The sequence below is a fragment of the Qipengyuania sp. 902 genome, from assembly GCF_051195295.1.
Lineage (GTDB): Bacteria > Pseudomonadota > Alphaproteobacteria > Sphingomonadales > Sphingomonadaceae > Qipengyuania.
The window spans coordinates 289790-314949 of the sequence record NZ_JBNJLJ010000001.1 but is presented as its reverse complement, the minus strand read 5'-3'; the positions used below and the strand labels follow the sequence as shown (position 1 = coordinate 314949).

General features: G+C 60.0%; 17 protein-coding genes. 5 read left to right on the top strand and 12 right to left on the bottom strand.

What is annotated here, in order from left to right:
- Positions 1-51 precede the first annotated feature (51 nt).
- The 3 genes from ACSH0F_RS01415 to ACSH0F_RS01405 all read right to left on the bottom strand — a co-directional run bounded on the left by ACSH0F_RS01415 (position 52) and on the right by ACSH0F_RS01405 (position 3766).
- Entirely contained in the window at positions 52-2235 is a 2184-nt protein-coding gene (locus ACSH0F_RS01415; protein WP_435199198.1) for a bifunctional DNA primase/polymerase, read from the bottom strand.
- A gap of 580 nt (positions 2236-2815) precedes the next feature.
- Complete coding sequence (locus tag ACSH0F_RS01410) at positions 2816-3028, bottom strand: helix-turn-helix transcriptional regulator (protein ID WP_435199196.1); 213 nt, start codon at positions 3026-3028, stop codon at positions 2816-2818.
- Positions 3029-3091: 63 nt separating this feature from the next.
- On the bottom strand, positions 3092-3766 hold the full coding sequence (locus ACSH0F_RS01405; protein WP_435199194.1) for a hypothetical protein: 675 nt from the start codon (positions 3764-3766) through the stop codon (positions 3092-3094).
- Between the two features lie 309 nt (positions 3767-4075).
- Between ACSH0F_RS01405 and ACSH0F_RS01400 the strand changes: the two genes are divergently transcribed.
- A complete protein-coding gene (locus ACSH0F_RS01400; RefSeq protein ID WP_435199192.1) occupies positions 4076-6418 on the top strand; it encodes a hypothetical protein in 2343 nt (780 codons plus the stop codon).
- 95 nt (positions 6419-6513) lie between these two features.
- Here the strand turns inward: ACSH0F_RS01400 and ACSH0F_RS01395 are convergent, their stop codons facing one another.
- From ACSH0F_RS01395 to ACSH0F_RS01375, 5 genes are all read right to left on the bottom strand, one after another.
- Entirely contained in the window at positions 6514-7839 is a 1326-nt protein-coding gene (locus ACSH0F_RS01395) for a tyrosine-type recombinase/integrase (protein WP_435199190.1), read from the bottom strand.
- Between the two features lie 387 nt (positions 7840-8226).
- The gene (locus ACSH0F_RS01390; RefSeq protein WP_435199188.1) at positions 8227-8403 is read right to left on the bottom strand and encodes a DUF3489 domain-containing protein; all 177 of its coding nucleotides are present in this window, start codon (positions 8401-8403) and stop codon (positions 8227-8229) included.
- A 355-nt stretch (positions 8404-8758) separates the two neighbouring features.
- Positions 8759-9214, bottom strand: coding sequence for a hypothetical protein (locus ACSH0F_RS01385; RefSeq protein ID WP_435199186.1), 456 nt, complete (start codon positions 9212-9214; stop codon positions 8759-8761).
- Between the two features lie 75 nt (positions 9215-9289).
- Positions 9290-9697: a hypothetical protein gene (locus ACSH0F_RS01380; protein ID WP_435199184.1), complete on the bottom strand. Its 408-nt coding sequence runs from the start codon at positions 9695-9697 to the stop codon at positions 9290-9292.
- A 286-nt stretch (positions 9698-9983) separates the two neighbouring features.
- The gene (locus tag ACSH0F_RS01375; protein ID WP_435199182.1) at positions 9984-11558 is read right to left on the bottom strand and encodes an aldehyde dehydrogenase (NADP(+)); all 1575 of its coding nucleotides are present in this window, start codon (positions 11556-11558) and stop codon (positions 9984-9986) included.
- Positions 11559-11683: 125 nt separating this feature from the next.
- Here ACSH0F_RS01375 and ACSH0F_RS01370 point away from each other — a divergent pair, with 125 nt between their 5' ends.
- Genes ACSH0F_RS01370 through ACSH0F_RS01360 form a run of 3 tightly spaced genes read left to right on the top strand, consistent with a single transcriptional unit; the run spans position 11684 to position 16106 of the window.
- On the top strand, positions 11684-13090 hold the full coding sequence (locus ACSH0F_RS01370) for a sugar porter family MFS transporter (RefSeq protein ID WP_435200513.1): 1407 nt from the start codon (positions 11684-11686) through the stop codon (positions 13088-13090).
- A gap of 11 nt (positions 13091-13101) precedes the next feature.
- Complete coding sequence (locus ACSH0F_RS01365; RefSeq protein ID WP_435199180.1) at positions 13102-14634, top strand: tryptophan halogenase family protein; 1533 nt, start codon at positions 13102-13104, stop codon at positions 14632-14634.
- On the top strand, positions 14631-16106 hold the full coding sequence (locus ACSH0F_RS01360; protein WP_435199178.1) for an FAD-dependent oxidoreductase: 1476 nt from the start codon (positions 14631-14633) through the stop codon (positions 16104-16106). The genes ACSH0F_RS01365 and ACSH0F_RS01360 overlap by 4 nt, the downstream gene beginning before the upstream one ends.
- Here ACSH0F_RS01360 and ACSH0F_RS01355 read toward each other — a convergent pair.
- The 3 genes from ACSH0F_RS01355 to ACSH0F_RS01345 are packed head-to-tail and all read right to left on the bottom strand — an operon-like array spanning position 16075 to position 20197.
- The gene (locus ACSH0F_RS01355; protein ID WP_435199176.1) at positions 16075-17100 is read right to left on the bottom strand and encodes a cupin-like domain-containing protein; all 1026 of its coding nucleotides are present in this window, start codon (positions 17098-17100) and stop codon (positions 16075-16077) included. The two genes, ACSH0F_RS01360 and ACSH0F_RS01355, sit on opposite strands and share 32 nt — an antisense overlap.
- Positions 17097-18629: a tryptophan halogenase family protein gene (locus tag ACSH0F_RS01350; RefSeq protein ID WP_435199174.1), complete on the bottom strand. Its 1533-nt coding sequence runs from the start codon at positions 18627-18629 to the stop codon at positions 17097-17099. Before ACSH0F_RS01350 ends, ACSH0F_RS01355 begins: the two co-directional genes overlap by 4 nt.
- Positions 18626-20197 carry a tryptophan halogenase family protein gene (locus ACSH0F_RS01345; RefSeq protein WP_435199172.1) on the bottom strand — a complete coding sequence of 524 codons (1572 nt, stop codon included), beginning with the start codon at positions 20195-20197 and terminating at the stop codon, positions 18626-18628. The genes ACSH0F_RS01350 and ACSH0F_RS01345 overlap by 4 nt, the downstream gene beginning before the upstream one ends.
- A 263-nt stretch (positions 20198-20460) precedes the next feature.
- On the opposite strand from ACSH0F_RS01345, the gene ACSH0F_RS01340 reads away from it, so the two are divergent.
- Positions 20461-23748, top strand: a complete 3288-nt coding sequence (locus ACSH0F_RS01340) for a TonB-dependent receptor (protein WP_435199170.1) — start codon at positions 20461-20463, stop codon at positions 23746-23748.
- 206 nt (positions 23749-23954) lie between these two features.
- Here ACSH0F_RS01340 and ACSH0F_RS01335 read toward each other — a convergent pair whose 3' ends face one another.
- The gene (locus ACSH0F_RS01335) at positions 23955-25154 is read right to left on the bottom strand and encodes an endo-1,4-beta-xylanase (protein WP_435199168.1); all 1200 of its coding nucleotides are present in this window, start codon (positions 25152-25154) and stop codon (positions 23955-23957) included.
- Positions 25155-25160: the final 6 nt, after the last annotated feature.

The window sequence follows — 25160 nt, the reverse complement described above, 5'->3', positions numbered from 1 at the left end:
CGTTATATTCCTGATTTGGAGTGCAATGGTGGATCACTGACTTCATTGACTTCACCTCCTGATAAGCTTGTCGGCCGCGACAATCTGGTCACGGATTGAGAGGGTGTTTTTCGCGTAGATTGCGCAGCGCTTCTTGTTCACGACGAACAGGCCGTCGCGCGCAGCTTCGTTTCGCACCGGCACGTAGCCGCACTGTTCCAGCCGATGTGGAATGCGCCGACTGTTCCGGCGATCGGTAAGGTACGCACGGAAATCCTCAGGAGCGACGCTTGCGACTTGGGCGAGAGTTGTCGCACTTGGCCACCCCAGCACATCGAGCGCGTCTGCTAGCTCGGCATCTTCAGGCGTGGCATTTGCCGACACGATATCCCAGAACGCTGGAGTCTTCGGCGGAGGGGCTTTCGGATTGAATGACGAGAGATCAAGCGAGCGCAAATAGGCTGCGACGTGACCGAGTCCGCCTCGCTCGTACCAAGTGTAAAGCTTCGACCAGTAATCCTCCGAGAAACTTTCCCGTGTCAGGTTCGACCAGGCCACGTAGTGGCGCCGATCGTCGACCGGCAGATAAATGCCGTCTGTCTTGTGATTGGTCGTAATGATCACACCGCAGACGTTGAAGACCGCGTATTCGCGCAAGTGCTTTTCATCGACGCGCAGAACGTCAGGCGGAGCGGCCGTGTAGGTTTTCATGTGATCGTAGAAGGCGAACCGGTCGACGTCGCCCAGGTCGCGCGCTTCCGAGACGCGAAGGATCACCGACCTTACGAAGCCGTTGAAGCGGCCTAGCAAATGTTGCGGTGAAACCTCGGAGAAGTTCCACGGACCTATCGCGGCCTTTGGTCCTTCGAGGATCGTATCCTTACCGATCCCTTGCGCACCGCCAAGCACGAGCGCGTGATTGATCTTTTCTTCCGGTCTCTGTGCCCGATGGGCGAACCAGTTGATCATGTGATCGGCGTCGTCAGGATAGACGCGCCGAAGGTGATCGATCCACGGCCCCACCTTCGCCGGATCGCCTTCCATCATTAGGGGCGGGCGATAGAGATTGAAAACATTGAAGCCCGGCTCTTCGCGCCAGCCGCCTTCGGAGACGAGACGGTCTTCGATGACCGGCGGCAGACCGGGCGCCCATGTCATCTGCTCGACAGCACGGTTTTCATCGAGCCATGCATTTGCCTTCTGCTCTACAGGCTCGCCCTTCTTGTCGAGCAACGGCTCGCCGCGACGGTTCTTCAGGGGGACGGGCGGAATTCGGGAGTTTACACTGGTAGCCGGCCAGAGCTCGCCTGTGGGCGCAAAGATGTAATTGTGCTGCGGCATGTACGCTCTGAAGTGATCGAGCGTCACACCGCCCTTCTCAGGCGCACCGCGAGGATTTTTCGCACCATCGGAGAGCCCGCGGTCGACCCTCGCGCAAACGCTGTTGGGCGTCCAAGGCTGGCGAGGATCGAAGGAAGTCATCGCTTCCCCTGCTTCGATCAGAGCTTCCCGGGCCGAACTGCGATCGACCTCCCCGCCAGCTGCTAAGGCCCCGATTTTCAGCGCGGCTTGATTGAGCGTAGCTTCCTGTTCGCCATCCCGCGCCCCTCGGATAGCGTCGCACTCGGCATCGAGCGCTGCCTGTCCGTAGCGAGTGTGTCCAATCCGGCTAGCTGGCGTGACAGGTCGCGCGTTCTCGTTAGCTGGAGACCTTCTCGCCACTCGCGTTACGATCGAGAGCAAGGCTTTTGGCGCATGCTGCAAGCTGGCTTCGTCATGCCAGCTATAAATCCGGCCGGAAGGATGACGCGACGGGGGGACAATGACATATCCTCCATCGCCGCGAGTTTCAGCGCCAGGCAGTTGGGGGAAAGGCCATCCGGTTTTCGCATTGCGCTGTCTGTTCGTGACGGGGTTAGCCGGGTCAGCTTTGAAGTAGAGGTGATATCCCTTGCCGGTGTCGACGCGCCGCGTTTCGGGAATTTCAAACGAGATTGCCCGTTCAAAAGCCTCTGGATCATCTACGTCGAGCGCCCAAAAGCCGGTGCCGCTGCCTGTTGGCATGCCGATCATCGCATTAGACCAACGAGCCCACCACTCCCTGATACGAGCAGGATCCGTGGTAGCGTCTTCGAAGCCGTGCGAAGTATAAGGCCGCTTGCTATCCGGCTTGCATGGGAAGACCGGCAGGCCTTTAGCCGCGTATGAGAGTGCCGCCTCCAACAGGTCGGCACAGAGCTTTTCCGCCGCACTCATGATTTCACCCTCACGCCTGGGCGTTTATGGGTCTGACATCTCCGGTTCGGCTGCCACTTGCTTGAGGCCTTTGGTGTGGTGATCTCGAAAGGATCCCCGCACTCAGCGCAGTGCGACTGCCAGCGAAGGACCGTCGCTAACGTCCCGTCGCGGCGTTCTCGTTTGAACTCGCCAATCCGGACGTAGCGCTGACCAGCGAATTCTTTGACGATCGAGGTCATGCCGCAGCCCTCCGTTCGCATTCGGGATGGATGGTCACAGGAAGACCGCGTGGATCGTCCTTGGCTTTTCGGAGGACCAATTGGAGGGGGCCACCGATCTCAGGGACTCCGCGATCAATTGGCCAGCCACCTGCTACGAGGCGGCAATAATCGATCGAAGGATGATCGCCCGGGATGATGACCAGCGCCCTGAGGGGAGTTCGCGTAAATTGGAGGATCATTTCCACCCCCTGCGCGAGACGTGCCGGTTAGCTTGGCCACGAGGACAGTTTGCGAACTCGGAAAGATTGCGGTAGGAAGAGAGCCGATCAACGCCTGCCAGCATGATCATCGGCCCTGCCTTCGAGCGGGGCCTTTTTCTATGCAGCATGGGGCACCTCGCTAGTCGAGCTGACGAGCCGGCTGGCAATCCAAGCATCTAGGTCGCGGCGGCGATAGCGCACGGCCGCATCCGATAATTTCAGAAACTTCGGACCGTCCCCGCTACAGCGAAATCGCTCCAAGGTTGGTTTGCTCAGCCGCACGTAATCGGCAGCTTCGCGGGTATTCAGAATTTCGGGGAGTTCCGACATTGACGACGCTCCTTTTGGTTAGCGTCGTCATGAGTAAGCACCTGCCATGAGGCTAAAACACGATTAATCCATATTCATAGAATACAGTGGTTTTGCCGTCGCCCAAGCTGCGATCTTTCGCACACGACGCAGGGCCTCTTCCTTGTCTTGAGGTGGAGAGACAGCAGCCTGCTGCTTCATCGCTGTAACGGCCGCGCTTTCATCCGTGAGAAACTCTTTGTACCAATCGGTAAGTGTGGGAATCGGTAGCGAACCTCCCGCACTGCTCCGCAAGCCTGCTTTTTCGAATATTGCCTGGGCCGCGACAATGGCGTCCTTCTCACTGTCATAAAATGGGGAGAGGCTTTTGATGGCTTGCCCGGCGACCATAGCAACAACGAACTTATCTGCACGGCGAGGAGGAGCACCGCGCTTTTTAGCTCCCCTTATCGTAATAGGGCTCGAGGCCCCCGCGGTTGCGTTTAGCAACTCCTCTTGCAACCATATCAGGCCACGAAAATCCTCATTACTGATCCCGAATTTAGCAAGCGCTTCCAACGCTACACTTAGGGCCAATGACGCTTGTCGAGCACGTATAAGATCAATTTTCTCGTCATCGGCCGCTGATAAGCTCTCCTCCGCAACTTCGTTAAGCGTGGCGAGCTGACGCCTCAGGGCTGCTACCCAAAGATTGAGACCATCAAGCTCCTTCGGGTCAATCTTTGCAAAAGGCGACAATTGATCGGAATTGTCAGACATAACCGCGCTCCACAGCGGCTCCTGAAAAGGAACGGGGAAGCGCGAAGGAGTGAGCGCGCTTGTCGGCTGGCCGGCCTATCCCCGTCGCTCGATCATGCAGATCAAAGTCCGGATCTGCAAACATCAAAAGTGCTTTCGGGAGGTGACTGCGTTCATCGCTTTGGTCAATATTATAATTGATGTCCTCGGACCATTGAAGTGTGGTTCTTCGAGTTTTGCGCAGAATAGACTCTGGGCACTTAGCCGATCTAATGTTAGGAATAGCGCGTGGCTGAACTAGCCCTTAATTCTCGAAGAGAGGAATATTTCATGAGGAAAGCACTGCTGATTTCGAGCGCTCTGACTATATGTTCGGTGGCCTCACTGGCGATGCCGTTCCAAGAAGCCCGCGCCGATGATTGTCTACTCGATCGCGATGGTGACGGGAATGTTGATCTTGGACCGACCGACAATGATGGCGGCGCCGATTCCAATGACGACGACACAAGTCTCGCTTGCGGTGTTGGAGCGTATGCCGAGGGTGGGGGCGCAGTTGTTTTAGGAGCGAATGCGAGTTCAAATGAGGGAGGAGCGGTATCCATCGGCATAAATTCTAATTCGCAGCAAGGCGGCGTAGCTGTGGGTCCGAACAGTGCTGCCCAGAGGCAACTCACAACGGCAATTGGCAACAATGCCAAGGCAACTTTTGCTGGTGCTACGGCGATCGGGGGAGGATCTGGCGCAAGCAATAGCGCGACCGCGGTTGGTGCAGCCGCGTCAGCATCGGACATTGCGGTCGCAGTCGGAGCAGGTTCACGCGCAGGTTCTAATGCCACGGCCGTCGGCGCCGATGCCGGGGCGACAAGTTTCGGCACTAGCCTAGGCAATGATGCCCAGGCTGGGGAGTTGGGAGTAGCCATCGGCTTAAGTTCGGAGACTAGCGGTGTTGGTGCGATTGCGCTCGGAGCACAGAGTTCTGCTACAGCGAACGAGGCAATTGCGATTGGTGTCAATTCTGTTGGCAGCGCAGCGGGCGCCACAGTTCTCGGGGTGAGAAGTGAAGCTACAGCGGGGGGTGCGGTTGTGGTCGGAATTGACGGCCTTGCGACTGGCATCGGATCGGTTTCTATTGGCGGGGGCTTTTTTGGTAACATGGGAGCACGTTCCCTTGCCGACGGAGCCATAGCTGTCGGCACTCAGGCGACGGCGAGCAACGTTGATGCAATCGCCATCGGCCAGCTTGCCAACGCAACCTTTCAAGGTGCCGTGTCGATCGGAGAAAATAGCGATGCGACTAGTAATGAAACCGTAGCGATTGGCGAATTCGCACAAGCGACGGCAGATAGTGCGACGTCGGTAGGTGCATTTTCAACCGCCATTGGAGCCGACGCCAGCGCCTTTGGCCAAGATGCCGACGCAGAGGGCCAGCAATCAACAGCAATAGGCAGCAAGTCGGATGCGGCAGGCGTTGATTCCCTGAGCGTCGGTTATGATGCTGACGCGACCGCTGAAGGGGCAATCGCGATCGGATCTGGCGCCAACTCTTTTGCCGATAATGCGATCACGCTTGGCCGTCGTGCGAATGCTACATTGGCAGGTGCCATTGCCATAGGTAGCGACGGTAGCGATGGCGACACTCTTGGTGCGCAAGCAAGGGCGGATCATGCACTCGCTGTGGGTGTGGATGCTGTAGCCGATGCCACGAGCGCGTCCGCTTATGGTGCCGGTGCCTCTGCAAATGGGGAGGGTGCTTCCGCCGTAGGCGCAGGTTCGCACGCGCAGGGCGATAACTCCCTCGCTTTAGGTTCTGATGCAGAAGCGCGCCAAACTTTTTCCAATGCAATCGGATCCGGTGCGCTGGTCACAAATCAAACGGGCACCGGGATAGGCGCTGGGTCGCGCGTTATAGCCAACGGGGGAACGGCTGTCGGCACAAACTCTGAGGTGGGCGCGACCCGGGGCACCGCCGTTGGATTCGGTGGATATGCTGGAAATTATGGAACTGCCGTGGGACAGCAGGCCGATGGCAGCGGATCTCGCGGAACTGCAGTTGGAAACCTTGCTGAAGCCACGCGCGCCGACACAACGGCAGTAGGCAGTTCGTCTAGCGCCAGCCACGCACGCTCGACCGCGATCGGCTTTCAATCAACGAGCACCGACACCGACCAAGTCACAATTGGTGGCAGGGGTAGTTCAGTACGAATCGGCGACATTTCTGCTTCAACCGCAGCACAAGTCGGACCGGTCAGTGCGGTCACCGTCGATAGCAGTGGGACACTTGGCACTACCGCCGTCGCGACAGCTGCATCAGTCAACAATATCCGATTCTCTATGAACGCGTTCTCGGCTGTCACCGATGCGCAATTTGGCGTGCTCTCGAGTCGCGTGGGTGTACTTGAGGAACAATTGGCGGGGGCCTTTGATCTTGCGAACACCGTCGATCGCGATGCCCAGCGGGGTATTGCTGCGATTGCAGCCCAAGCCAACCCACATTTCCCTTCGGCAGCGGGCAAGACCAGCTATGCGAGCAACGTTGCGGCATATCGCGGCGAGGTTGGTGTTTCGCTTGGCCTTATGCATCGACTAGATGGAGACTTCGCGATTACCGCTGGGGCCACCTATGCTGGTGGTAACTCAACGGCTGTTAGGGCCGGGGTCGCCGGGGAGTTTTGACTGAAACGGAGCGGCCATCTGAAATCCTGCAGATGGCCGCGTCCGACTCATTGGCTTCCAGACCTGGCCATGGCCTCGGCAACAGGTCCAAAGTATCATGAGATTGCCGGCCTCAGATGGGCTACATTTTTAGCAGGCGCAGGGTTCAAGATCGACGATACATGCCTTGCCCAAGCTTCGAGTGCTGAGCGTTTTTCATCTTTCCAGTCGTGCTGCTGGTACACGCCAGCTACGCCTGACTTGGCTCCGCTCACGTGGTTCAAAACGGCTTCGGTTACTTCGAAGCGGACTCCGAGACGCTGCAATCCGGTCGCGAGAGTGCGGCGAAGATCATGGATGCGCCATGCAGCCAAGGCCTCGCCATCGCGTGCCTTTTCGATCGCGGCGTCCAATGCGAGCTTAGCCTTTGAGATACCGCTGATCGCATTTTCGCCGGTCGTGGTCAGCACGAAGCCACTGACGGGCCAGTTCTGCTTTTCTTGGCCTTTCACGCCAGCAAGGCGATCGAGTTCTTCCAGAACAGGTGCAGAAAGAGGAACGATGTGCGCAGCCTTGTTCTTCGCGCGCTCTGCAGGAATAGTCCAAACAGCGCTGGCGCGATCGAGTTCGCTCCATTCCATACCCGCGACTTCGCTGCGGCGCTGGCCCGTAAGGATCAGCAGGCGAAAGAAGGCACCGAAAGGCGTGCGGCAATCCTGCGTGGCCCGAAACGTGTCTGCCAATTCCGCATCAGTGAGAACGCGCTTGCGAGCATCCGGCGGCGAAGGGCGCTCCATTGCAGTAAGCGGGTTGCCGTTGATCATTCCACGCTTCGCCGCCCAGCCGAACAGGATCGATGCATAGGCGAAGACAGCGCGCTTCGTGGCTTTCTGTTTGGCGGGAATGCTGTCGAGGATGGGCTGCAAGTCGCTGCGGTCGATATGCGGCATTGGCTTGCTGCCGAGGGCCGGTTTCAGATGGTTTGCAACGATTAGACGGGCCTGCCGAACGCTAGCCGGTCGGCGCCCTTTCTCATGCTCATAGTACTCCAGCCATGTGTCGGCGGCGCGATCGAAGGCGAGCTCTGTTTCCAGCCGCACCCGCTCTGCTTTCGCGGTTTTCTCGGCTTCGATGGCGGCAAACGCATCAATCTCAGCTTGGCGCGGGTCGGTCCCCATCTCCACCATCGCAGCGAGTTCTCTTGCTCGGGAACGGGCCTGATCGGCTGTCAGCTTGCCATGCTTGCCTATCGTGTAACGCTTAGCGGCAGTACGAGCAGCCTCGCCAGGACGAGCCATGCGGTACTGGAACACATAGACCTTGCCCCCGGCAGGCGTGACCTTGAGGCCAAACCCGGCGACATCGATGTCCCAAATAAATTGATCGCGTTCGCTAGGCTTTGCCGCGTCGACCGTCCGTTTCGTGATTGCTGCTTTAGGCATCTAACCGCTCTCCAATCGCGTCTAGCAATCAGATAGTAAGCAACAGCAATCAAACTTGCAACAACTGATAACAACGCTAGGCGGCAATTTACGGATATAAGCGCAGAGTGGCCTCATCGCTCGACCAACTTACCGATGAAGTTTCACTAACTTTTAATCAGTAGGTCGCTGGTTCGAACCCAGCACGGCTCACCACCCAGTCCTCGATTTCCTTCCAAATCGGGAGACTCGAGGGGCTGCCGGATTTCCTCCCGCGTTTCCGCGACTTTGCGAGGCTGCCCTATGCGAGCTTTGCCGAAGAGAGTGTCTACCTAGAGAGACTAGAGTCACTCGGGCCGAGAAGTCTCCCGAGCCAAAATGGTGTCCTACTATCCGATTTCGCTTTTGCTAGGTTTGCAGGCCGCTCTGGGCGGCATGGGTGGTATGCGGCAACCAGCCGGTCGCCGTGGCCATCTCCTCGATGCTTGCTCCTTTCGTGCGCCTCATCAGGGCGATGTCTTTGTCAATGCTGCTCTCGCTCTTGTCGGCTGTAGGAACTTTGACAGTCTTGGTTGCAGTAGTCATGGGTGTTTCTCCTTGCTCGGAGCGACACCGCGCCGCCCCTACCACCCTAGGCCCCGATCCGCCTCAGAATCGGGGCCGGCACCGCGCCCTATTGGCTATGATGCGATGAGGACGCCAATGCTTGGCTTGCGGCTGAAGTCGAGTGGTTTTCGCGAGTAAGAACGACAGCTTTGCGCCCTAATTTTGGACGTTCAGACGCTCTCTACAAATACCTGAAAGCGGACTGGCGGCTTTGTTTTGGTCATGAGCATGCGAGTGCCTGGTTATGGGTGCAAGGCGGACCGTCTGGTTTTGCAGGCAAAGTCAGAGAAACGGACATTGTCACTCAGTTGAGGTCGCCGCGGGGAGGACCGGTTCACTCGGACGGTTCATCGCTGAAGTCCAGCCATCCTGGCGGGTCGCTCGACCATTCCTCACCGTGCTTGTATTCGAGCTCGCCAAGCTGCTGCGACTTTACCGCGTCGTGGATCGAGCGGAGCGCTTCCTCCCACTCGGCCCCATTCGCAAATGTAAACGCATCGAAGCGGACTTCATCACGGCCCCCGAAATCGAGAAGGCCGTGGGCGAATATCTGAGTGCCCGGTTCCTCGCATACGCTGACTTGGAACCAAGGGAAGTGATCGCTTAGCCTGACATCACTTTGGATTGCCCAGTCGTTCGAGCGCTGAAACTCTTCGAGGATCGCTTCGACTTTGGGCCACTGATCCTTCCCGGCGAGAAGGGTGAAGCCAGCAGTTGGGCTGATCGAGGTGCCGCCATTTCTGAGCGGGTTGTGGCAACTTCTATCCATGGTGAGGCTGGAGGTGGTCAATGCTCCAACAAGTACGCAGCCAGCAGCGCACACTAGGACGGCCATGCGGACGTTGCCGATTTCCTCAGGATCGCCTCAACCACGAACAACTGCCCAGAACACTGCGCCACCTATCGCACCGGCGGCGCCAAAGGCGAGGACCATTCCGAGATTATTGAGCCATCCAGCGACTGTGTAAGTACCGCCAACCACTGTCGCGGTGCCGCCAACGGAAGCACTATCCGCTGCTGGTCCAATCAGCACAAGAAAAGCAGGAATGGCCGCACCTACAACGAACCCGGCGAGCGCCGCCGTCATCAACTTAACCTTACCGGCGGAGCGCGCTGCCAAGTACAGAGGTAAGCCCAAGACAAATGCCAATACTGCTACGACCGCGAAGGTAAGCGGGAACAGACGTATTCCACCCATGAAGAGCGAAATCGCAGCAGCAACCAACCCGGCAGCGATAATCATGCTGCAAATGACGACGGTGGTTTTCCGCAAAGCGGTGCCCTCCCGGTTTCTCAAGTAGGGGCAGAATACCAAAAAGTTGTCAGCAGGACGCCACTCTATCCGCTTAACGGGAGCTTCTTTGATCCAAATCCGAACGGCAGCTTTGCGAACGGAGAGGCCAGTCCAGGAACGTCCGCAATCGGGTCGCTTGCAGACTATCAGCTTTTCAACTGATGGATTCGCAAACGGACGCTCTGCCCCCAAGATGTCGCTATTGGCACGCGCCTATTCGCAGCAGCTGCGCGCTGCAGGAAATTCGCGGGGGTTATCCTTAGCATCACGTATCGGGGAGCGCCCTCCACTCACCATTGATGCGGGAAAGTTTAGGTCGGGCATCATCTCTTAAACGCTGAGGCAAGAGCACTGATGGTAGATCCTGGTACGAAACCGGTCGCAGGAACCGTCCTATGGCAAGCGTTCCGACAGAAGTGCTGCGCCCGTCGGAAGTGGCTGGGAATGGACCGCCATGGACCATGGCGTGGGTTACGTCGACACCGGTTGGCCAAGCGTTGGCGATAATCCGGCCGGCGCGCTGTTCGAGGATGGGCAGGAGCTTCGCCGCATCGTCGTAATCTGCTTCGATCATATGCAGTGTTGTGGTGAGCTGGCCCTCGAGTTCGTCGAGAACCTGTGCAACCTCGCGGAGGTCCTTGCAGCGCACCACGATCGAACTGGGGCCAAAAATCTCCTGCTCGAAGGCAGGGTCCGCTAGGAAGTCAGAACCCGTCGCAGTGTAAACATGCGCGCGTCCGCAGCCCGATGAACCCTCTTCGCCCACGCCTACCAGTTCGGCGCCCGACAGCCCGCCCAGCGTCTCGATCCCGCTGCGGTAGGCGTGGCTGATGCCGCTGGTAAGCATGGTCTGCGCAGGAACCGCTCCAAGCGCTTCCTTTACGGCAGCGAGGAAGCGGCTGGTCGCTTCGCTCTCAACCGTCAATAGGATACCCGGGTTGGTGCAGAACTGGCCTGCTCCCAGCGAAAGCGAGCCGACATAGGCCGATGCGAGTTCTTCTGCAGATTGCTCCAGTTTGCCGGGCATCAGAACCACAGGATTGATACTGCTCATTTCGGCGTAGACCGGGATTGGCACTTCGCGCTCCGCAGCGCGCTTCATCAGCGCCAGCCCACCCGCGCGCGAGCCCGTGAAACCGACTGCAGCGACCCGCGGGTCGCTCACCAAAGCTTCGCCAAGCGCATAGTCCGTGCCACTCAGAAGCGAGAATGTGCCTGCAGGAAGGCCGCACTCGCTAACCGCCTCGGCAATCGCGCCCGCCACCAGTTCCGACGTGCCCGGATGAGCAGGGTGCCCTTTGACAACCACGCAGCACCCGGCGGCAAACGCCGATGCGGTGTCGCCCCCCGCGACCGAAAAGGCGAGCGGGAAATTGCTCGCGCCAAACACGGCAACGGGGCCGACCGGTATCTTGCGCATCCTGAGGTCCGGCTTGGGCGGAGTACGGCTGGGGTCGGCATGATCGATGCGCAGGTCTTGCCACCCACCGTCCTCAACCTCATCTGCAAACAGCCGCAGCTGGCCGACGGTCCGGCCGCGTTCCCCGGTCAGGCGCGCCTCGGGCAGGCCGCTTTCCGCCATAGCCCGCCGGGTGAGATCATCTCCGAGCGCATCGATCTTGTCGGCGGCGAGGCGAAGGAATTTCGCGCGTTCCGCCAAGGGCAGCGCGCCGAACACTTTCTGGGCTTCGGCGGCCGCGGCGCAGGCATCGGCGACGTCCTGCTTCGTAGCTTCGGCGAAGTCGGGGCCGAGCGCATCGCCGCTAGCGGCGTCGACGGCCGTGAAGGTCCCGTCACCGTTACGCCATTCGCCCGCGACCAAATTCTTGCCTGTCAGCATCCCGATTTCTCCAAAATTACATTCTTTGCATGATCTGAAAACGCAGCTTGCCAAGCCGCGAATTTCGGTGAAAGGTAGCGCTACCATAACTGGACGATTGTGCAACAGCACGACGAGGGGAGAGAATTTTGGACAATGCGCATTCCGGCGCCAATATGGCGCTGATCACCGCGATCGTGGCCGTTGCCACACTGGGCGGTTTCCTGTTCGGTTTCGATAGCGGCGTCATCAACGGGACGGTGGACGGCTTGCGGATCGCTTTCGATTCGGACGATGTCGGAACCGGCTTCAATGTCGCCTCCATGCTGCTCGGCTGCGCGGTCGGTGCATTCGTCGCGGGACGTCTGTCGGACATTCTGGGTCGCCGACGGACACTGCTGATCGCGGCGGCCTTTTTCGTCATCAGCGCGTATGGGTCCGGGATTGCCGGTTCCTCGACCGAATTCGTGATCTATCGCATCATCGGCGGTTTCGCGGTCGGCGCAGCGAGCGTTTTGGCGCCTGCTTACATAAGCGAGGTCACTCCGGCGCATCTTCGCGGTCGGCTTTCCAGCTTGCAACAAGTAATGATCATCGTCGGCCTGACGGCGGCGTTTTTGTCGAACTATCTGCTCGCCGAATACGCCGGTTCCTCGACCGAGGCTTTCTGGATGGGGTTCGAGGCGTGGCGCTGGATGTTCTGGATGGAGCTGATCCCGGCGATCATCTTCCTCGTGGCCCTGCTCTTCATTCCCGAAAGCCCTCGCTATCTCGTTACGCGAGGCGAAGGCAGCCAGGCGCATACGGTCCTCGAGCGTCTGTTCGGCGGCAATGTCGCGGCCCGCAAGGTCAGCGAAATCGAGACCTCGATTTCCAACGACCATGCTCCGCGCCTGTCCGACCTCGTCGACAAGACGAGCGGCAAGATCCGCACGATCGTCTGGGTGGGCATCGGGCTGGCCGTGTTCCAGCAGCTGGTCGGCATCAACGTCGTCTTCTATTACGGCGCGGTGCTGTGGCAGGCGGTCGGCTTCAGCGAATCCGATGCACTCAAGATCAACATCCTGAGCGGTTCGATCTCGATCGGCTCGGTCATCCTTGCCATCGCCCTGATCGATCGGCTGGGACGTAAGCCGCTGCTGCTGATCGGCTCGATAGGCATGGCCATCACGCTGGGGATCATGGCCGTCGCGTTCATGAGCGGCTCGCTTGTCGAAGGAACGCTTGAGCTGTCAGACAATGCCGGCCTCGCGGCGCTAATTGCTGCGAATGTCTATGTGGCGTTCTTCAACTTCAGCTGGGGCCCGGTGATGTGGGTCATGCTGGGCGAGATGTTCCCCAACCAGATCCGCGGGTCCGGCTTGGCGGTGAGCGGTTTTGCGCAGTGGATCGCAAACTTCGGTATCACCATGACCTTTCCGATTATGCTGGCCGGTATCGGCCTTTCGGGGGCCTATGGTTTCTATGCGATCAGTGCTGCCGTTTCGATCGTGTTCGTCTGGGTGATGGTCCGCGAAACCAAGGGGCTGGAACTCGAGGAAATGCAGGGTTAGGCCCTGTCCGTATGAGCGAAAAAATGCCCGCAGGCCGCAGGAAAGTCCGCGTTGTCGTTCTCGGCGGCGGCACGGCGGGCTGGATGACGGCGGCGGGCATCGCAAGACTGCTGCCTGATCTTGCCGATGTCGCGCTCGTCGAGAGCGAAGACATCGGCATCGTCGGCGTGGGGGAGGCCACGCTGCCGCACATTCGCGGCTTCGTCGAAACGCTCGGCATCGACGAAGCGGCTTTCATGAAGGCCACCCATGCGACTTACAAGCTGGGCATCGACTTCCGCGATTTCGGGCGTATCGGCGAGAGCTATATCCATCCCTTCGGTTCCTTCGGCGAAGAGCTGAGAGGGGTCGGTTTCCATCACTATTGGCTCGAATTGCAGCGGCAGGGCCTTGCCCGCCCACTGGGCGACTATTCGCTCGCCGTGGCTGCCGCGCAGGCGAACCGGTTTCGCCCGCCCGCGCAAGATACCAGTCTGGCATCGACCTATGGCTATGCCTACCAGTTCGACGCGACGCTATTCGGCCCGTTCATGCGCGAATTCGGCCTGTCGATCGGGGTAGAGCGTCACGAAGGCAAGGTGACATCGGTCGACCGCGATAGCGCGGATGGCGATGTAACCGCATTGGTCCTCGAAGATGGCCGCCGGATGGAAGGCGACCTGTTCGTGGACTGCTCGGGCTTCCGCTCGCTCCTGCTGGGGCAGGAACTGAAGGAAGACTGGGAGGACTGGACCCATTGGCTGCCCTGCGACCGCGCGGCGGCAATGCCATGCAGCCATGTTACCGATGACATCCGACCCTATACCACGGCGACTGCCATGCCGGCCGGGTGGCGCTGGCAGATCCCACTACAGCACCGCATGGGCAATGGCTATGTCTTCTCCAGCGCGCATATCTCCGAAGAGGACGCTTGCGAGGCGATAGTCGGGGCGGCCGAAGGAAAGCCCTTGGCCGATCCGCGCATACTGCGTTTTCGCCCCGGTCGTCGGCGCAATTCATGGAGCCACAACGTCATCGGCGTGGGCCTGGCGAGCGGATTCCTCGAACCGCTCGAATCGACCTCTATCTACTTAGCGCAGATGGCGATCACCTACCTGATCGAACTGTTCCCGCAGGACGGCGCGATCGACCCGCGCGACCGGGCGGAGTTCAACCGTCTGGTCGACATGGAATACGATCGCGTGCGCGATTTCCTGATCCTGCACTACCATGCGACCACGCGCGACGATTCCGAATTCTGGAACCACGTGCGCACGATGACCGTGCCCGACAGCCTCGCCGATAAGCTGGAACTGTGGCGCAAGGCGGCCCGGATCGAGAAATATTCTGACGGGCTGTTTTACGATGCCAGCTGGATTGCGGTCTATGTCGGGCAGGGGATGCTGCCGGAACGGCACGATACGCGGCCTGCGCTCGGCAATCCGCAACAGCTTGCGCAGGCGACGGAGCGGCTTCGCGAAGCAGTCTTGCGGGAGGTCGGGGCCATGCCGAACCATCGCGAGTATTTGCGCGGAGAGGCCGCTCGCATCGCGGACGCGGCATGAGCGCGCCGCGCAACCCGTGTCGCCGCATCGTCGTCGTCGGCGGTGGGCAGGTCGGCGTCCTTGCCGCCGCCGCGCTGCGCCAGGCCATGCCGGTCAGTCAGGTCGTGCTCGTGGGGCAGCAGCCGAATCCCGCTTCCTTCGCGGATTTCGCGCCGACGTCCCTGCCGAATTCCACCTCGATGCATGAGCGGCTGGGCCTGGAGGAGAGCGAGATAGTCCTGAAGGCAGGTGGCAGCTATCGGCTGGTTACGCGGTTTCAGGGATGGAGCGCCGCGGGCGAAGAGGGCCTCTTCTCCTATGGCGAGACTCTCGACCCGACGCTCAAGACCGCCTTCGCGCGCGAATGGGGCGGAACGCGGCAACTGGGAAGCAACGATCGCCGGCAAGGTTCCATCGCGCAAATGCTGGCCGAGGCAGGCCGCTTCGCACCTCCGCCGCCCGACCAGCAGACGCCGCTTTCGGAGGTCGATTATGCGCTGCGTTGGAACCCGGCCGCCTATCGCGACCTGCTGATCGAGCGTGCGCAGGCATTGGGCGTCGACTACATCGAAGGTCAGATCGAGGCTGTCGAGATCGGCGAGGGCGCATCGATCGCGGCGATCCGGCTGGCCGGTCAGGGGCGGGTCGAAGCGGATCTATTCGTGGATTGCAGCGGACCGGCCGCCACCCTGTCCGCCTCGCATCCCGATTTTGCCCTGATCGATTGGTCGGACACTTTGCCGACACGCATGGTGTATGTCGGACGGCCTATTGATGCAGTAATTGCTCTCGAAGACCGTGTGTCGCTGGTGGACACGGGTTGGGTGACGCAAGTTGCGGGCCGCGACGGTCTCCATACGATGCTGGGAACTGGCGAGGGCGTGGATCGCGACGCGGCGCTAGCGACACTTGGTGCGCCGGCACTGGCTGCGATCAATCTGAGTTCCGGGAGAATTGCCGAGCCCTGGCTCGGCAACGTGATCGCGATCGGCGATGCCAGTGCGCGCTTCGAACCTGTCGGTCCCTATCATCTCGACCTGGCGCACCGCCAAATCGAGTTGTTGCTGGAAATGCTGCCCGGTAAGCATATCGAACCCCTCGAACGTGACGAGTACAACCGCCGGTCGATCATGATGATGGAGGCGGTGCACGAAACGCTGGCAATTCATTTCGCCGCGAGGCGCGCCCAGACGATTTTCGGCAAGCGACCGCTGCCGGGCCGTGTGGCGGACGAGCTCGATCAGTTCCGGCGTCGCGGTCGCATCCCGTTCCGCGAAGAAGACCCGCTGTTGGCGCAGGAGCGTTTCGCGCTGCTTGTCGCGCTCGGTTTCACGCCCGGTCTCCCGCCTGCGGCGCATAACGCTGATGCCGCCGCAGAAGAGCAAGCCCACCGCGATTTCGCTGCTCGGGCGCAAGCGGCAATCGATTTTGCGCCGCCCTATGCACAATGGCTCGCTTCGGTCAGCCAGCAGTCCCCAGCGCCCGCCGGATAAGCCCGCGCATCTGAGCGAAGAGTTCCGGATTTGGCGGACCGAGAATGCCTTTTGCCTGAGCGGGCAAATGGGCTGCAGGATCGCCGGATCGCTCGAAAACATAATAGTCCAGCATCTCGCGCCACACAGCGCGCTGGTCCTCCGGCAAATGCTTGAAGGATAGCATAGCATGAAGCAGCGCATCGTAGGGGCTGCCGACCCCCTCCGGCTTTCTTGGCGCCCACCAGTAATTGACGAGAATGCTCACCGGCTCGAGCGATTCGACGCCGTGCCACCAGCCATAGGGGATGTATATCGCATCGCCCGGCTCGAGCGTCGCGACCTCCGCCTCGCTCCAGGCATCGGCAAAGCGTGGAAACTCTTCGAAATCCGGTTCGGCGAGATCGACCATGCTCACCGGCGTCCCGGCAGGCGTCAGTTCGAAGGGGCCCGGATAAAGATCCGCGGTTCGCTGCGGGGGAAACAGGGTAAAGCGCCGCCGCCCCGCTACGCAACAGGCGACATTCTCCTTCGCATCGTAATGCGGCGCGACGCGGATGCGGTTGCCGATCCAGATGCGCGGCGCGACATCGGGGAGAAGCGCGAGCACGTTCTCCCGCGCGAAAGGCGGGGCAAGTGTCTCTACACTCTCCGACTGCACGGCCATTGCGGGCGGTGCATCGATCGTTTTCGCTTTCAAGAGATCGCCGAGAAATGCTGGTAAGGGCCCGCTCGCCTTGACGAAGTTGAGCGACCGCAGGTCGTCGGTGTAGAAAAAGCGTCCTCCGGCTCTCGGCGGTGCCGCGATCGCATCGACAGGCCGACTGGCGGAGCGATCGATCAAATACTGGCAGATGGCCTCGTCACTTCGCCGCGCCGCCTCGACTGCGGGCCATGACCCGACCAGCCCGCGCAAAATCACGGGGCGTGTTGCCGAGCGGATCTCTTCGAAAGCTTCGCGAGTGACTGGCGCTTCGATCTCGGGGATCGGCGCGGGCGCTGGCAGTTCGGTCATGCGATACGGCGTTCTTCGGCTGGCATCACCCCACCATGCTGCTGCAGGAATTGGTCCTGTGTCGGCAATTGCTGCGTCGTTTGTGCGATTACGCCGCGTATATGCGCAAGCCGAGTCAGTGTTTCTTCGTCGTCCAGCACACGGGCGACGGGATGGTGACTTTGCGGCAGAATGCCCTGTCCCAGCATGACGGCAAGCCAGCTGGCCTCGGTGAAAAGCTCGTTGTTTTCGCGGAAAATACGGCCCGAGCTGCGGAACATCTCGATCTTTTCGCGTAGACCGTCGGGTGCATCGAGGTTGCGGCAATAGCGCCAGAACTCCGAGTCATCGCGCTCCGTGGCGCTGTAATGGAGGACGAGGAAGTCGCGGATATCGGCATATTCGCGATCGGTTTCCGCATTGAACCGCGCGATCTCGACTTCGCAGAAGCTCTTGTCGGGAAACAGCGATAACAGCCGGGCAATCCCCGACTGAACCAGATGGATCGATGTCGATTCCAGTGGCTCGAGAAATCCTGCCGCAAGGCCAAGCGCGACGACGTTCTTCTCCCACGCGCGCGCGCGGTGACCTGCCTTGAAGCTAAGCTGGTTCGGCTCGGCCAGGGGTTCTCCATCGAGGTTGGCCAGCAGAAGATTGGTGGCCTCTGCGCGATCCATATGTTCGGAAGCGAAGACATGGCCGTTGCCCAGCCGGTGCTGGAGCGGAATGCGCCATTGCCATCCTGCAGCGCGCGCTGTGGATCGGGTCAGAGGCTCGTTTCGGCCGCCGAGGGAACAGGGCACCGCGACGGCACTGTCGCATGGAAGCCAGCGCGACCAGTCTTTAAAGGGGACGTCGAGCGTTTGCCCCAGCAAAAGCGAGCGAAACCCCGAGCAGTCGATAAACAGTTCGCCCTCGACCTTTGTGCCATGGTCGAGAGAAACGCCGGTTACGAAGCCCGTCTCGCCGTTTTGATGCACTTCGACCACGCGGCCCTCGATGCGCTCAACGCCGCTGCCCTCCGCCAAACTGCGCAGGAAGCTCGCATAGCGGGCGGCATCGAACTGGAAGGCGTAGGCAAGCTTCGCCATCGGGGATTTGGTGTCGGGTCGCGGCCAGTCGAACTTGCCGGCCTTCCCGGCCATTGCAGCTATCGAATAGGCGTCGACCGGCGTTGTGTCACCGAGCTCGTTACCGCGGATCCAGAAGTGCTGGAATTCGATACCCAGCATGTCGAGGCCGTAGGTTCCGAAGGGATGGACATAGGAGTGCCCCGGCCGAAGCCAATCTACGAACTCGATCCCCAATTTATACGTCGCGCGGGTTTCCCGCATGAACTGCATCTCGTCGAGGCCGAGCATGCGGTTGAAACCGATAATTTGCGGGATTGTCGCCTCGCCGACGCCAACCGTGCCGATCGCCTCGCTCTCCACGAGAGTAATCGAGAATCCGGGTAGCTTCCCTATAACACGGGAAAGCGCGGCCGCGGCCATCCAGCCGGAGGACCCGCCGCCGACAATGACGACCTTCGTGACCGGGTCGGCAGTCACGAGGCAATGCTCGACAGGGGCGCGGCAAGTGGTTCGTCAACATGCCACCCGTTCGATTGGCGAATAAAGGCTTCATGCGCTGGCAGCTTTTCCGCCGTTTCGCGATAGGCGGCACGCATTTGCTGCATCGCTGCCGCGACGCGGTCGGGATCGAGCGAATCGGCAATCGCGTCGTAGCTTTCCGGCCAGATGTTCTGGCCCAGCATCACAGCGATCCAGCTATCGGCGACGAACAATTCGGCATTCTCGCGGAAAACGCGGCCATGCAATCGCCAAAGATCAATCTTCCGTGCCAGGCTTGCCGGTACTTCCATATCGCGCACGTATCGCCAGAATTCGGTGTCGCCGCGTTGCGTGGCCTTGTAGTGCAGAATGATGAAGTCGCGCACGTCTTCGTAGAGCTCGCGCATGCCGCGATTGTATTCGTCGCGCTCGATGGGGCTGACCGGGTTGTCGGGGAAGAGCGCGAACAGCCGCGCGATACCGTTTTGAATGAGATGAATGCTGGTCGATTCGAGTGGCTCGATGAACCCCGACGACAAGCCGAGCGAGACGACATTGTGGCTCCAGGCTTTCTTTCGCATTCCGGTGCAAAAGCGCAGGGTTCGCGGTTCGGCCAGAGGTTCGCCGTCCAGGTTCGCCATGAGAATCTCCCGCGCCTCGTCCTCTTGCATATAGCCGCTGGAAAACACGTGACCGTTACCGGTTCGGTGTTGGAGCGGGATGCGCCATTGCCACCCGGCGCCATGCGCGGTCGAGCGCGTGAAGGGGGCCGGTGTTCCTACATTCCGCGACGGGACTGCAATGGCGCGGTCCATCGGCAACCAGTGGCTCCAGTCTTCATAGCCGGCTTCAAGGGTGTCTTCGATCAGAAGGCCACGGAAGCCGGAACAGTCGATGAACAGGTCGCCTTCTATTCTTGTATCGTTCTCAAGGACGACAGCTTGGACATCGCCGGATTCTCCATGGCGTTCGACGGTCTCGATCTTGCCCTCGATGCGCCTTACACCTCGCTGTTCAGCCATTTTGCGCAGGAACGCCGCATAGAGACCGGCATCGAAATGGTAGGCATAGGCGATCTGGTTGACGACCGATTTCGCCCCCGGCGCGGGTCGCGCGAACTTTCCCGCCTTGGCGGCCGCGGTGCTCATCGAATAATCGCCGATCGCGCCCGACCTTGCACCTCGTGTCTGTTCGCGCAGGAACAGTTGATGGAAGGCGATACCGTGAAAGGATTGGCCGTAGCTGCCGAAGGGGTGGAAATAGCGGTCGCCTTGCCTGCCCCAGTTCACGAACTCGATGCCGAGCTTGTAGGTGCCGCGCGTCGCGCGCAGAAATTCATCTTCGCGAATGTCCAGCATCGCGTTGAAATTTGCGATCGGCGGGATGGTCGCCTCGCCAACTCCGACGGTCCCGATCGCATCGGATTCGACCAGCGCGATCCTGCGCCGCCCATCGTTGAAGAAGCGTGCCAGCGCCGCAGCAGCCATCCAGCCGGCGGTGCCGCCACCCACGATTACGACTCGTTCGATCCGGTTTACGTTACCGATACCATTCACCTGTCCCATGGGGTGTCAGTCCTATCGCGTCTCGGAGTTGTTGGCAATTTGCCACAGTATTTCGGCAATCAGCCCATCTACCCTCTTGCCAAGCCCGACACATCCCGATAACTAAATTGGTCGAGGAAAAGCAAGCTGCCGCAATATAGTGGTAGCGCTAACATGGGAGGGATGGTCTTATGGCCAAGGCGATGTCCAGCCGCGGTGCGCGTGCAGACGGACGAGGCGTACTCAGAAAATCGTTTTTGCGGACCGGGGCTTCGGCTCTTGTGGTGAGCAGTCTGATTTGCAGTTCGGCGGCTTTTGCGCAGGACATCGAAGAAGAGGCTGAGCCGGTCGAAGACAATGTGATTGTCGTTTCCGGCATCCGGCAGTCGCTTGCCAATGCGCAGGATATCAAGCGCGATGCCGATACGGTCGTCGATGCGATCACCGCCGAAGATATCGGCGCCCTGCCGGACCGTTCCGTCACCGAGGCGCTGCAGCGCGTCCCCGGTGTCGCAATCAACCGATTCGCGGGTTCGAACGACCCCGATCACTTCTCCGTCGAGGGTTCGGGCGTTGTCGTTCGTGGCCTCAACTTCGTTCGTTCGGAGTTCAATGGCCGCACGGCGTTCGCCGCCGGGGTCGGCGGTCAGGCGCTGAACTTCGCCGATGTCCCTTCGGAGCTGCTCGGCTCGGTCATCATCAGCAAGAACGCGACCGCTAACATGATCGAAGGCGGACTCGCGGGGACGGTCAATCTCAATACGCGCAAGCCGTTCGACAGCAATTCGGACGACCTCAAGATCGCCCTGAGTGCGGAAGCCAATTACGGCGATTTCCGCAAGGAATGGACGCCGACGTTCTCGGGTTTGCTGAGCAAATCCTGGACTACCGATGCAGGTCGCTTCGGCCTGCTGATAAGCGGTGCCTATTCGCAGATCAAAAGCCGCGCCGATGGTTTGCAGATTGCGAACTATCAGACGCGCGATGGCCAACTGGTGGCGATTGCCAATACCGCCGACCGGTTCGTTTGTCGCAATCCACTACCGTCGGGTACCGACACCACTACGTTGCCCCCGCCAAATTCAACCTGCGGCACGGAAGGCGCTGCGGGTGCCGATGGTTTCGCCGATTACGCCGATTATCGCGTTGCGCCGGTCGGCGGGCAGTTCCGCACCCAGGAATTCAATCGCAAGCGCGACGGTATCAGTGCTGCAGCCCAGTGGGAAAGCCTCGACGAGCGGACGCGGGTGACAGCAGAATTCATCCGGTCGCACACCACCAACCGCTGGGGCGAATACACTTACGAAACGGCTCCCGATCTTTCCGAATATTCGACCTATCCGATCGGTTGTCAGCAGAATGCCAACGGCCCGAACGTGATCGACAGCAATGGCGTGATCGATCCGAACGATGAGACGCCGCCGCGAGCCCAGTGCCCTGTCGGTGGTTTCACCGACTACGTTTACGATGAGAACGGCCTGTTCCAGTCGGGTTACATCGTCGACGCTTCGAATGGTTGGCGCGGTGATCCCGGCACGTCGCCCTTTGTTCCAATCGGCGGTTCGCAATTTTCACTTGCCCGTCGTCAGGTGCTCGATGAGACGACAAATGAAGACTACAGCCTCAACCTCGAACATCAACTGACCGATCGGCTGCAGGTCAGGCTCGACGCGCAGTATGCGACATCGCGCAAGGAGAATCTTGATTTCAGCGTATTCGGGTCGAATTTCGCCGATCAGGAGCTGGATCTGACCGGAGACTATCCGGTCATCATACCCCATCGTCCCCAATTCCTCGGCTACACCTGGTCGGCGCCGTCGGAAGCCTTGGCGAATGCGGACGATGCGCAATATTTCAGCGATCCGCGCTTCCAGTTCTGGCGTGCCGCGATGGACCACGCCGAAGATAGCGAAGGCGACCAGTTCGCCTTTGCAAACGATTGGGCGTATGATTTCGACGAAGATTCTTTCATTCGTCGGGCACGTTTCGGCGGACGTTTCCAGACCCGCGACCAGACGGTTCGCTACACGACCTATAACTGGGGCATGCTCAGCGAGACCTGGTCCGGTAGTCGCCCTGTCAATTTCGCGGATACGCCGGAAGGTGCTTCGGAACGATACGAATTTCCGAACTTCTTCCGCGGGGAAGTCCCCGGCCCTCCTGGTGCCTTCTACTACAGCGGCGACCTGATCGACGATTATCAAGGTTCAGTCGACTTCTTGCGATCGGTTCAGGACCAGGCGATCGAACTCGGCGCCGCCCCGACGTGGAATCCGCTGGCAGGCCGTGACGGCGCAATCGACGGTACGCCCTATTTGCCCTCCGACATCCAGACGGTTAAGCAGGACGATTACGCAGCCTACCTCATGCTCGAGTTTGGCAGCGACAACCTGTTCGGAAATCTCCGGATGTCGGGCAATGTGGGTGTGCGCTACGTAAAATCGGACATCAAGTCGGCGACCTTCCGCACCGCAGGCACGCGGGACGGCCTCGGTATTGCCCAAGACTTCGACGTCCGTTGCGCCCCGCGGGAGCGACCGGCTGCCGCTGGCGGCGGTACCGCCATACCTGGCGGTATCTGTAACCGCGGCCGGGAATTCTACGAAGGCTTGCAGAACTTCGCGGATGGCGTGTTCATCTTCAACCAGGTCAACAACGAATACGACTACTGGTTGCCCAGCGCCAACCTGCGGTTCGGGATTACCGATGATTTGATCCTGCGCCTTGCCGGATCGAAGGTGATGACGCGCCCCGAGAACAGCTATATCCGAAACTACTTCACGGCCAGCATCGACAATTCGGGCAACTTCACCGGAACGGCGGGTGCGCCCGATCTGCTTCCGGCGACAGCCTGGCAGTTCGATGCAAGTCTGGAATGGTACTTCGCCAGGGTCGGATCGCTGACGTTGAACGGCTTCTATAAGTCGGTCGAAAACTTCTTCTTCCAGTCCGTCCGTACGGAGACGATCACGAATGCCAGCGGGGAATCGCGCGATATTACCATTCGCGGCCCTGCCAATTTCGATGGCACCGGCAAGATCAAGGGCTTCGAAGTTGCATACCAGCAGACCTACGAGTTCCTCCCGGCGCCGCTCGATGGATTGGGGATGCAGGCGAACTATACCTATATCGACAGCTCGGGCCTGCCCAATACCTTCCTGAACGGTGGCAACGTTCCGACCGATTCTACCATTCCACCCGGCAACTTGCCGTTGGAGCAACTGTCGAAGCACAATGTGAACGTGGCGGGCTTCTACGAGAAGGGGCCGATCTCGCTCCGTGCGGCCTACAACTGGCGTTCGCGCTTCCTGCTGACGGCTTCGGACGTCATCTTCCCGTACTACTCGATTTTCAACGAGCCGACGGGACAGCTGGACGCCTCGCTGTTCATCAATCTCAAGGACATTTTCGATCTCCCGGACGACCTTCGGGTTGGCGTCCAGGGTGTGAATCTGCTCAACGAGGTGACGAAGACCACGCAGGCGTACACGGGTAATCCGGACGACCTGGCACCGCGGTCCTACTTCATGAACGACCGCCGGTTCTCCTTCATCATTCGCGGCAATTTCTAACACCCGCGATTGATCCTCTCGAAATGGGCCGCGCTACCGAACCTGGTAGCGCGGCCTTTTTTGTTGGAGTCATCAAGCGCGGACGGTTGTCGTGCTTCGGCTGAAGGTCTCGAACCCAACGCAGCGACGCGGGCGTTCGCATAGCAAAAGGCCGCGCCACTGCGAAAGTGACACGGCCCGTTGCCTGCAGGTGTTTGAGCCGCGGCCTAGGCTGCCTCGATCAGCGCCTGAGCGATGGCCGTCCGCATCGGTTTGACCTCATAATCGGAGCTGTAAGGCGTCCCCCTCACTTCGAGCCCATCGGTCCGCTCGGCCGGATCGAAATATTGCAGCCAGTTGAATTTATCGACCATGCCCCAGGCTAGGATGTCGTCGAGATGTGCATCATAGTCGAGCATCACGTCGAAATAGCGGCGCGTATAATCGGCGATCTTGCGATCCCTCTCCGGGATGTCGGCAGGCAGTGCCTTGTCCTTCACGTCGAACTCCGTGATGAGCAGCCGCAATCCCATGCCGGTGACTTCGTCCAGGAAACGGCGCCACTCGCGCTCCGCATAAGGGCCAACCCCGGTCGCAGGGTCGATCTCGAACATCTCGATATGCGATTGGATGCCGAGTGCATCGACCGGGGTGCCGCGTTTCATCATCCCTTCCAGCAAGCGCAAGACGTCGTCGCAGTGCTCTCGGTGGGCAGGTTCCCAACTCATGTAGTCATTGTAGACCAGCTGGCCGTTGGGGAGTTGTTCCCGGGCCACGCTGAAGGCCAGGTCGATGACTGCCTCGGGGCTTCCCATTGCGCGTGACAGACTCGTTTCGATCGGCGCGTTGCGTTCGTGATCGATTGCCTCATTCACGACATCGTAGCTGGTGATGACGCCGCGGTAGCGGTCGGTCACTGCCCGAATATGCTCCGTGACCAGGCGTTCGGCCTCGGCGACGGGATTTGCGCCATAGTCGTAGTTGTTGAGCCATTCCGGAAACCACTGCGGCCGGTGCCACAAGAGGGTGTGGCCGCGCAGGGCCATTTTGTTCGTCCGCGCCCAGGCAGCAATATCGTCCATACGTGAGAAATCGAATGTATCGGGATCCGGCCGGACGGTCTGCCACTTCATCTCGTTTTCAGGGACAACCATGCCGCATTCGGCTTTGATCAAATCGGTATAGTGTGGGTTCTGGACCGATCCGGCGTCGGTACGTCCCGGCGTGGATGCGATCGCGCTGCCGAAATATCGCCCGCCGCGCTGCGCCAGCGCATTCAGCGACGGCTTGGGATAGCGCGTAGCCGCAGAAGCGGTGTCCATCGTGCCCGTTGCTGCATCCGATAGCCCGCCGGTACACGATACCAGCGGAAGTGCTGCCAGCCCCGCAAGGGCCTGGCGGCGCGAGACTTGGAAGTCGCTTGGCATTCTCTT

What these genes read in the sequence shown, in the direction of transcription:
- ACSH0F_RS01415 (WP_435199198.1), bottom strand. Translation starts at nt 2,235, where the DNA reads ATGAGTGCGGCGGAAAAGCTCTGTGCCGACCTGTTGGAGGCGGCACTC.
- ACSH0F_RS01410 (WP_435199196.1), bottom strand. Translation starts at nt 3,028, where the DNA reads ATGTCGGAACTCCCCGAAATTCTGAATACCCGCGAAGCTGCCGATTAC.
- ACSH0F_RS01405 (WP_435199194.1), bottom strand. Translation starts at nt 3,766, where the DNA reads ATGTCTGACAATTCCGATCAATTGTCGCCTTTTGCAAAGATTGACCCG.
- ACSH0F_RS01400 (WP_435199192.1), top strand. Translation starts at nt 4,076, where the DNA reads ATGAGGAAAGCACTGCTGATTTCGAGCGCTCTGACTATATGTTCGGTG.
- ACSH0F_RS01395 (WP_435199190.1), bottom strand. Translation starts at nt 7,839, where the DNA reads ATGCCTAAAGCAGCAATCACGAAACGGACGGTCGACGCGGCAAAGCCT.
- ACSH0F_RS01390 (WP_435199188.1), bottom strand. Translation starts at nt 8,403, where the DNA reads ATGACTACTGCAACCAAGACTGTCAAAGTTCCTACAGCCGACAAGAGC.
- ACSH0F_RS01375 (WP_435199182.1), bottom strand. Translation starts at nt 11,558, where the DNA reads ATGCTGACAGGCAAGAATTTGGTCGCGGGCGAATGGCGTAACGGTGAC.
- ACSH0F_RS01365 (WP_435199180.1), top strand. Translation starts at nt 13,102, where the DNA reads ATGAGCGAAAAAATGCCCGCAGGCCGCAGGAAAGTCCGCGTTGTCGTT.
- ACSH0F_RS01360 (WP_435199178.1), top strand. Translation starts at nt 14,631, where the DNA reads ATGAGCGCGCCGCGCAACCCGTGTCGCCGCATCGTCGTCGTCGGCGGT.
- ACSH0F_RS01355 (WP_435199176.1), bottom strand. Translation starts at nt 17,100, where the DNA reads ATGACCGAACTGCCAGCGCCCGCGCCGATCCCCGAGATCGAAGCGCCA.
- ACSH0F_RS01345 (WP_435199172.1), bottom strand. Translation starts at nt 20,197, where the DNA reads ATGGGACAGGTGAATGGTATCGGTAACGTAAACCGGATCGAACGAGTC.
- ACSH0F_RS01335 (WP_435199168.1), bottom strand. Translation starts at nt 25,154, where the DNA reads ATGCCAAGCGACTTCCAAGTCTCGCGCCGCCAGGCCCTTGCGGGGCTG.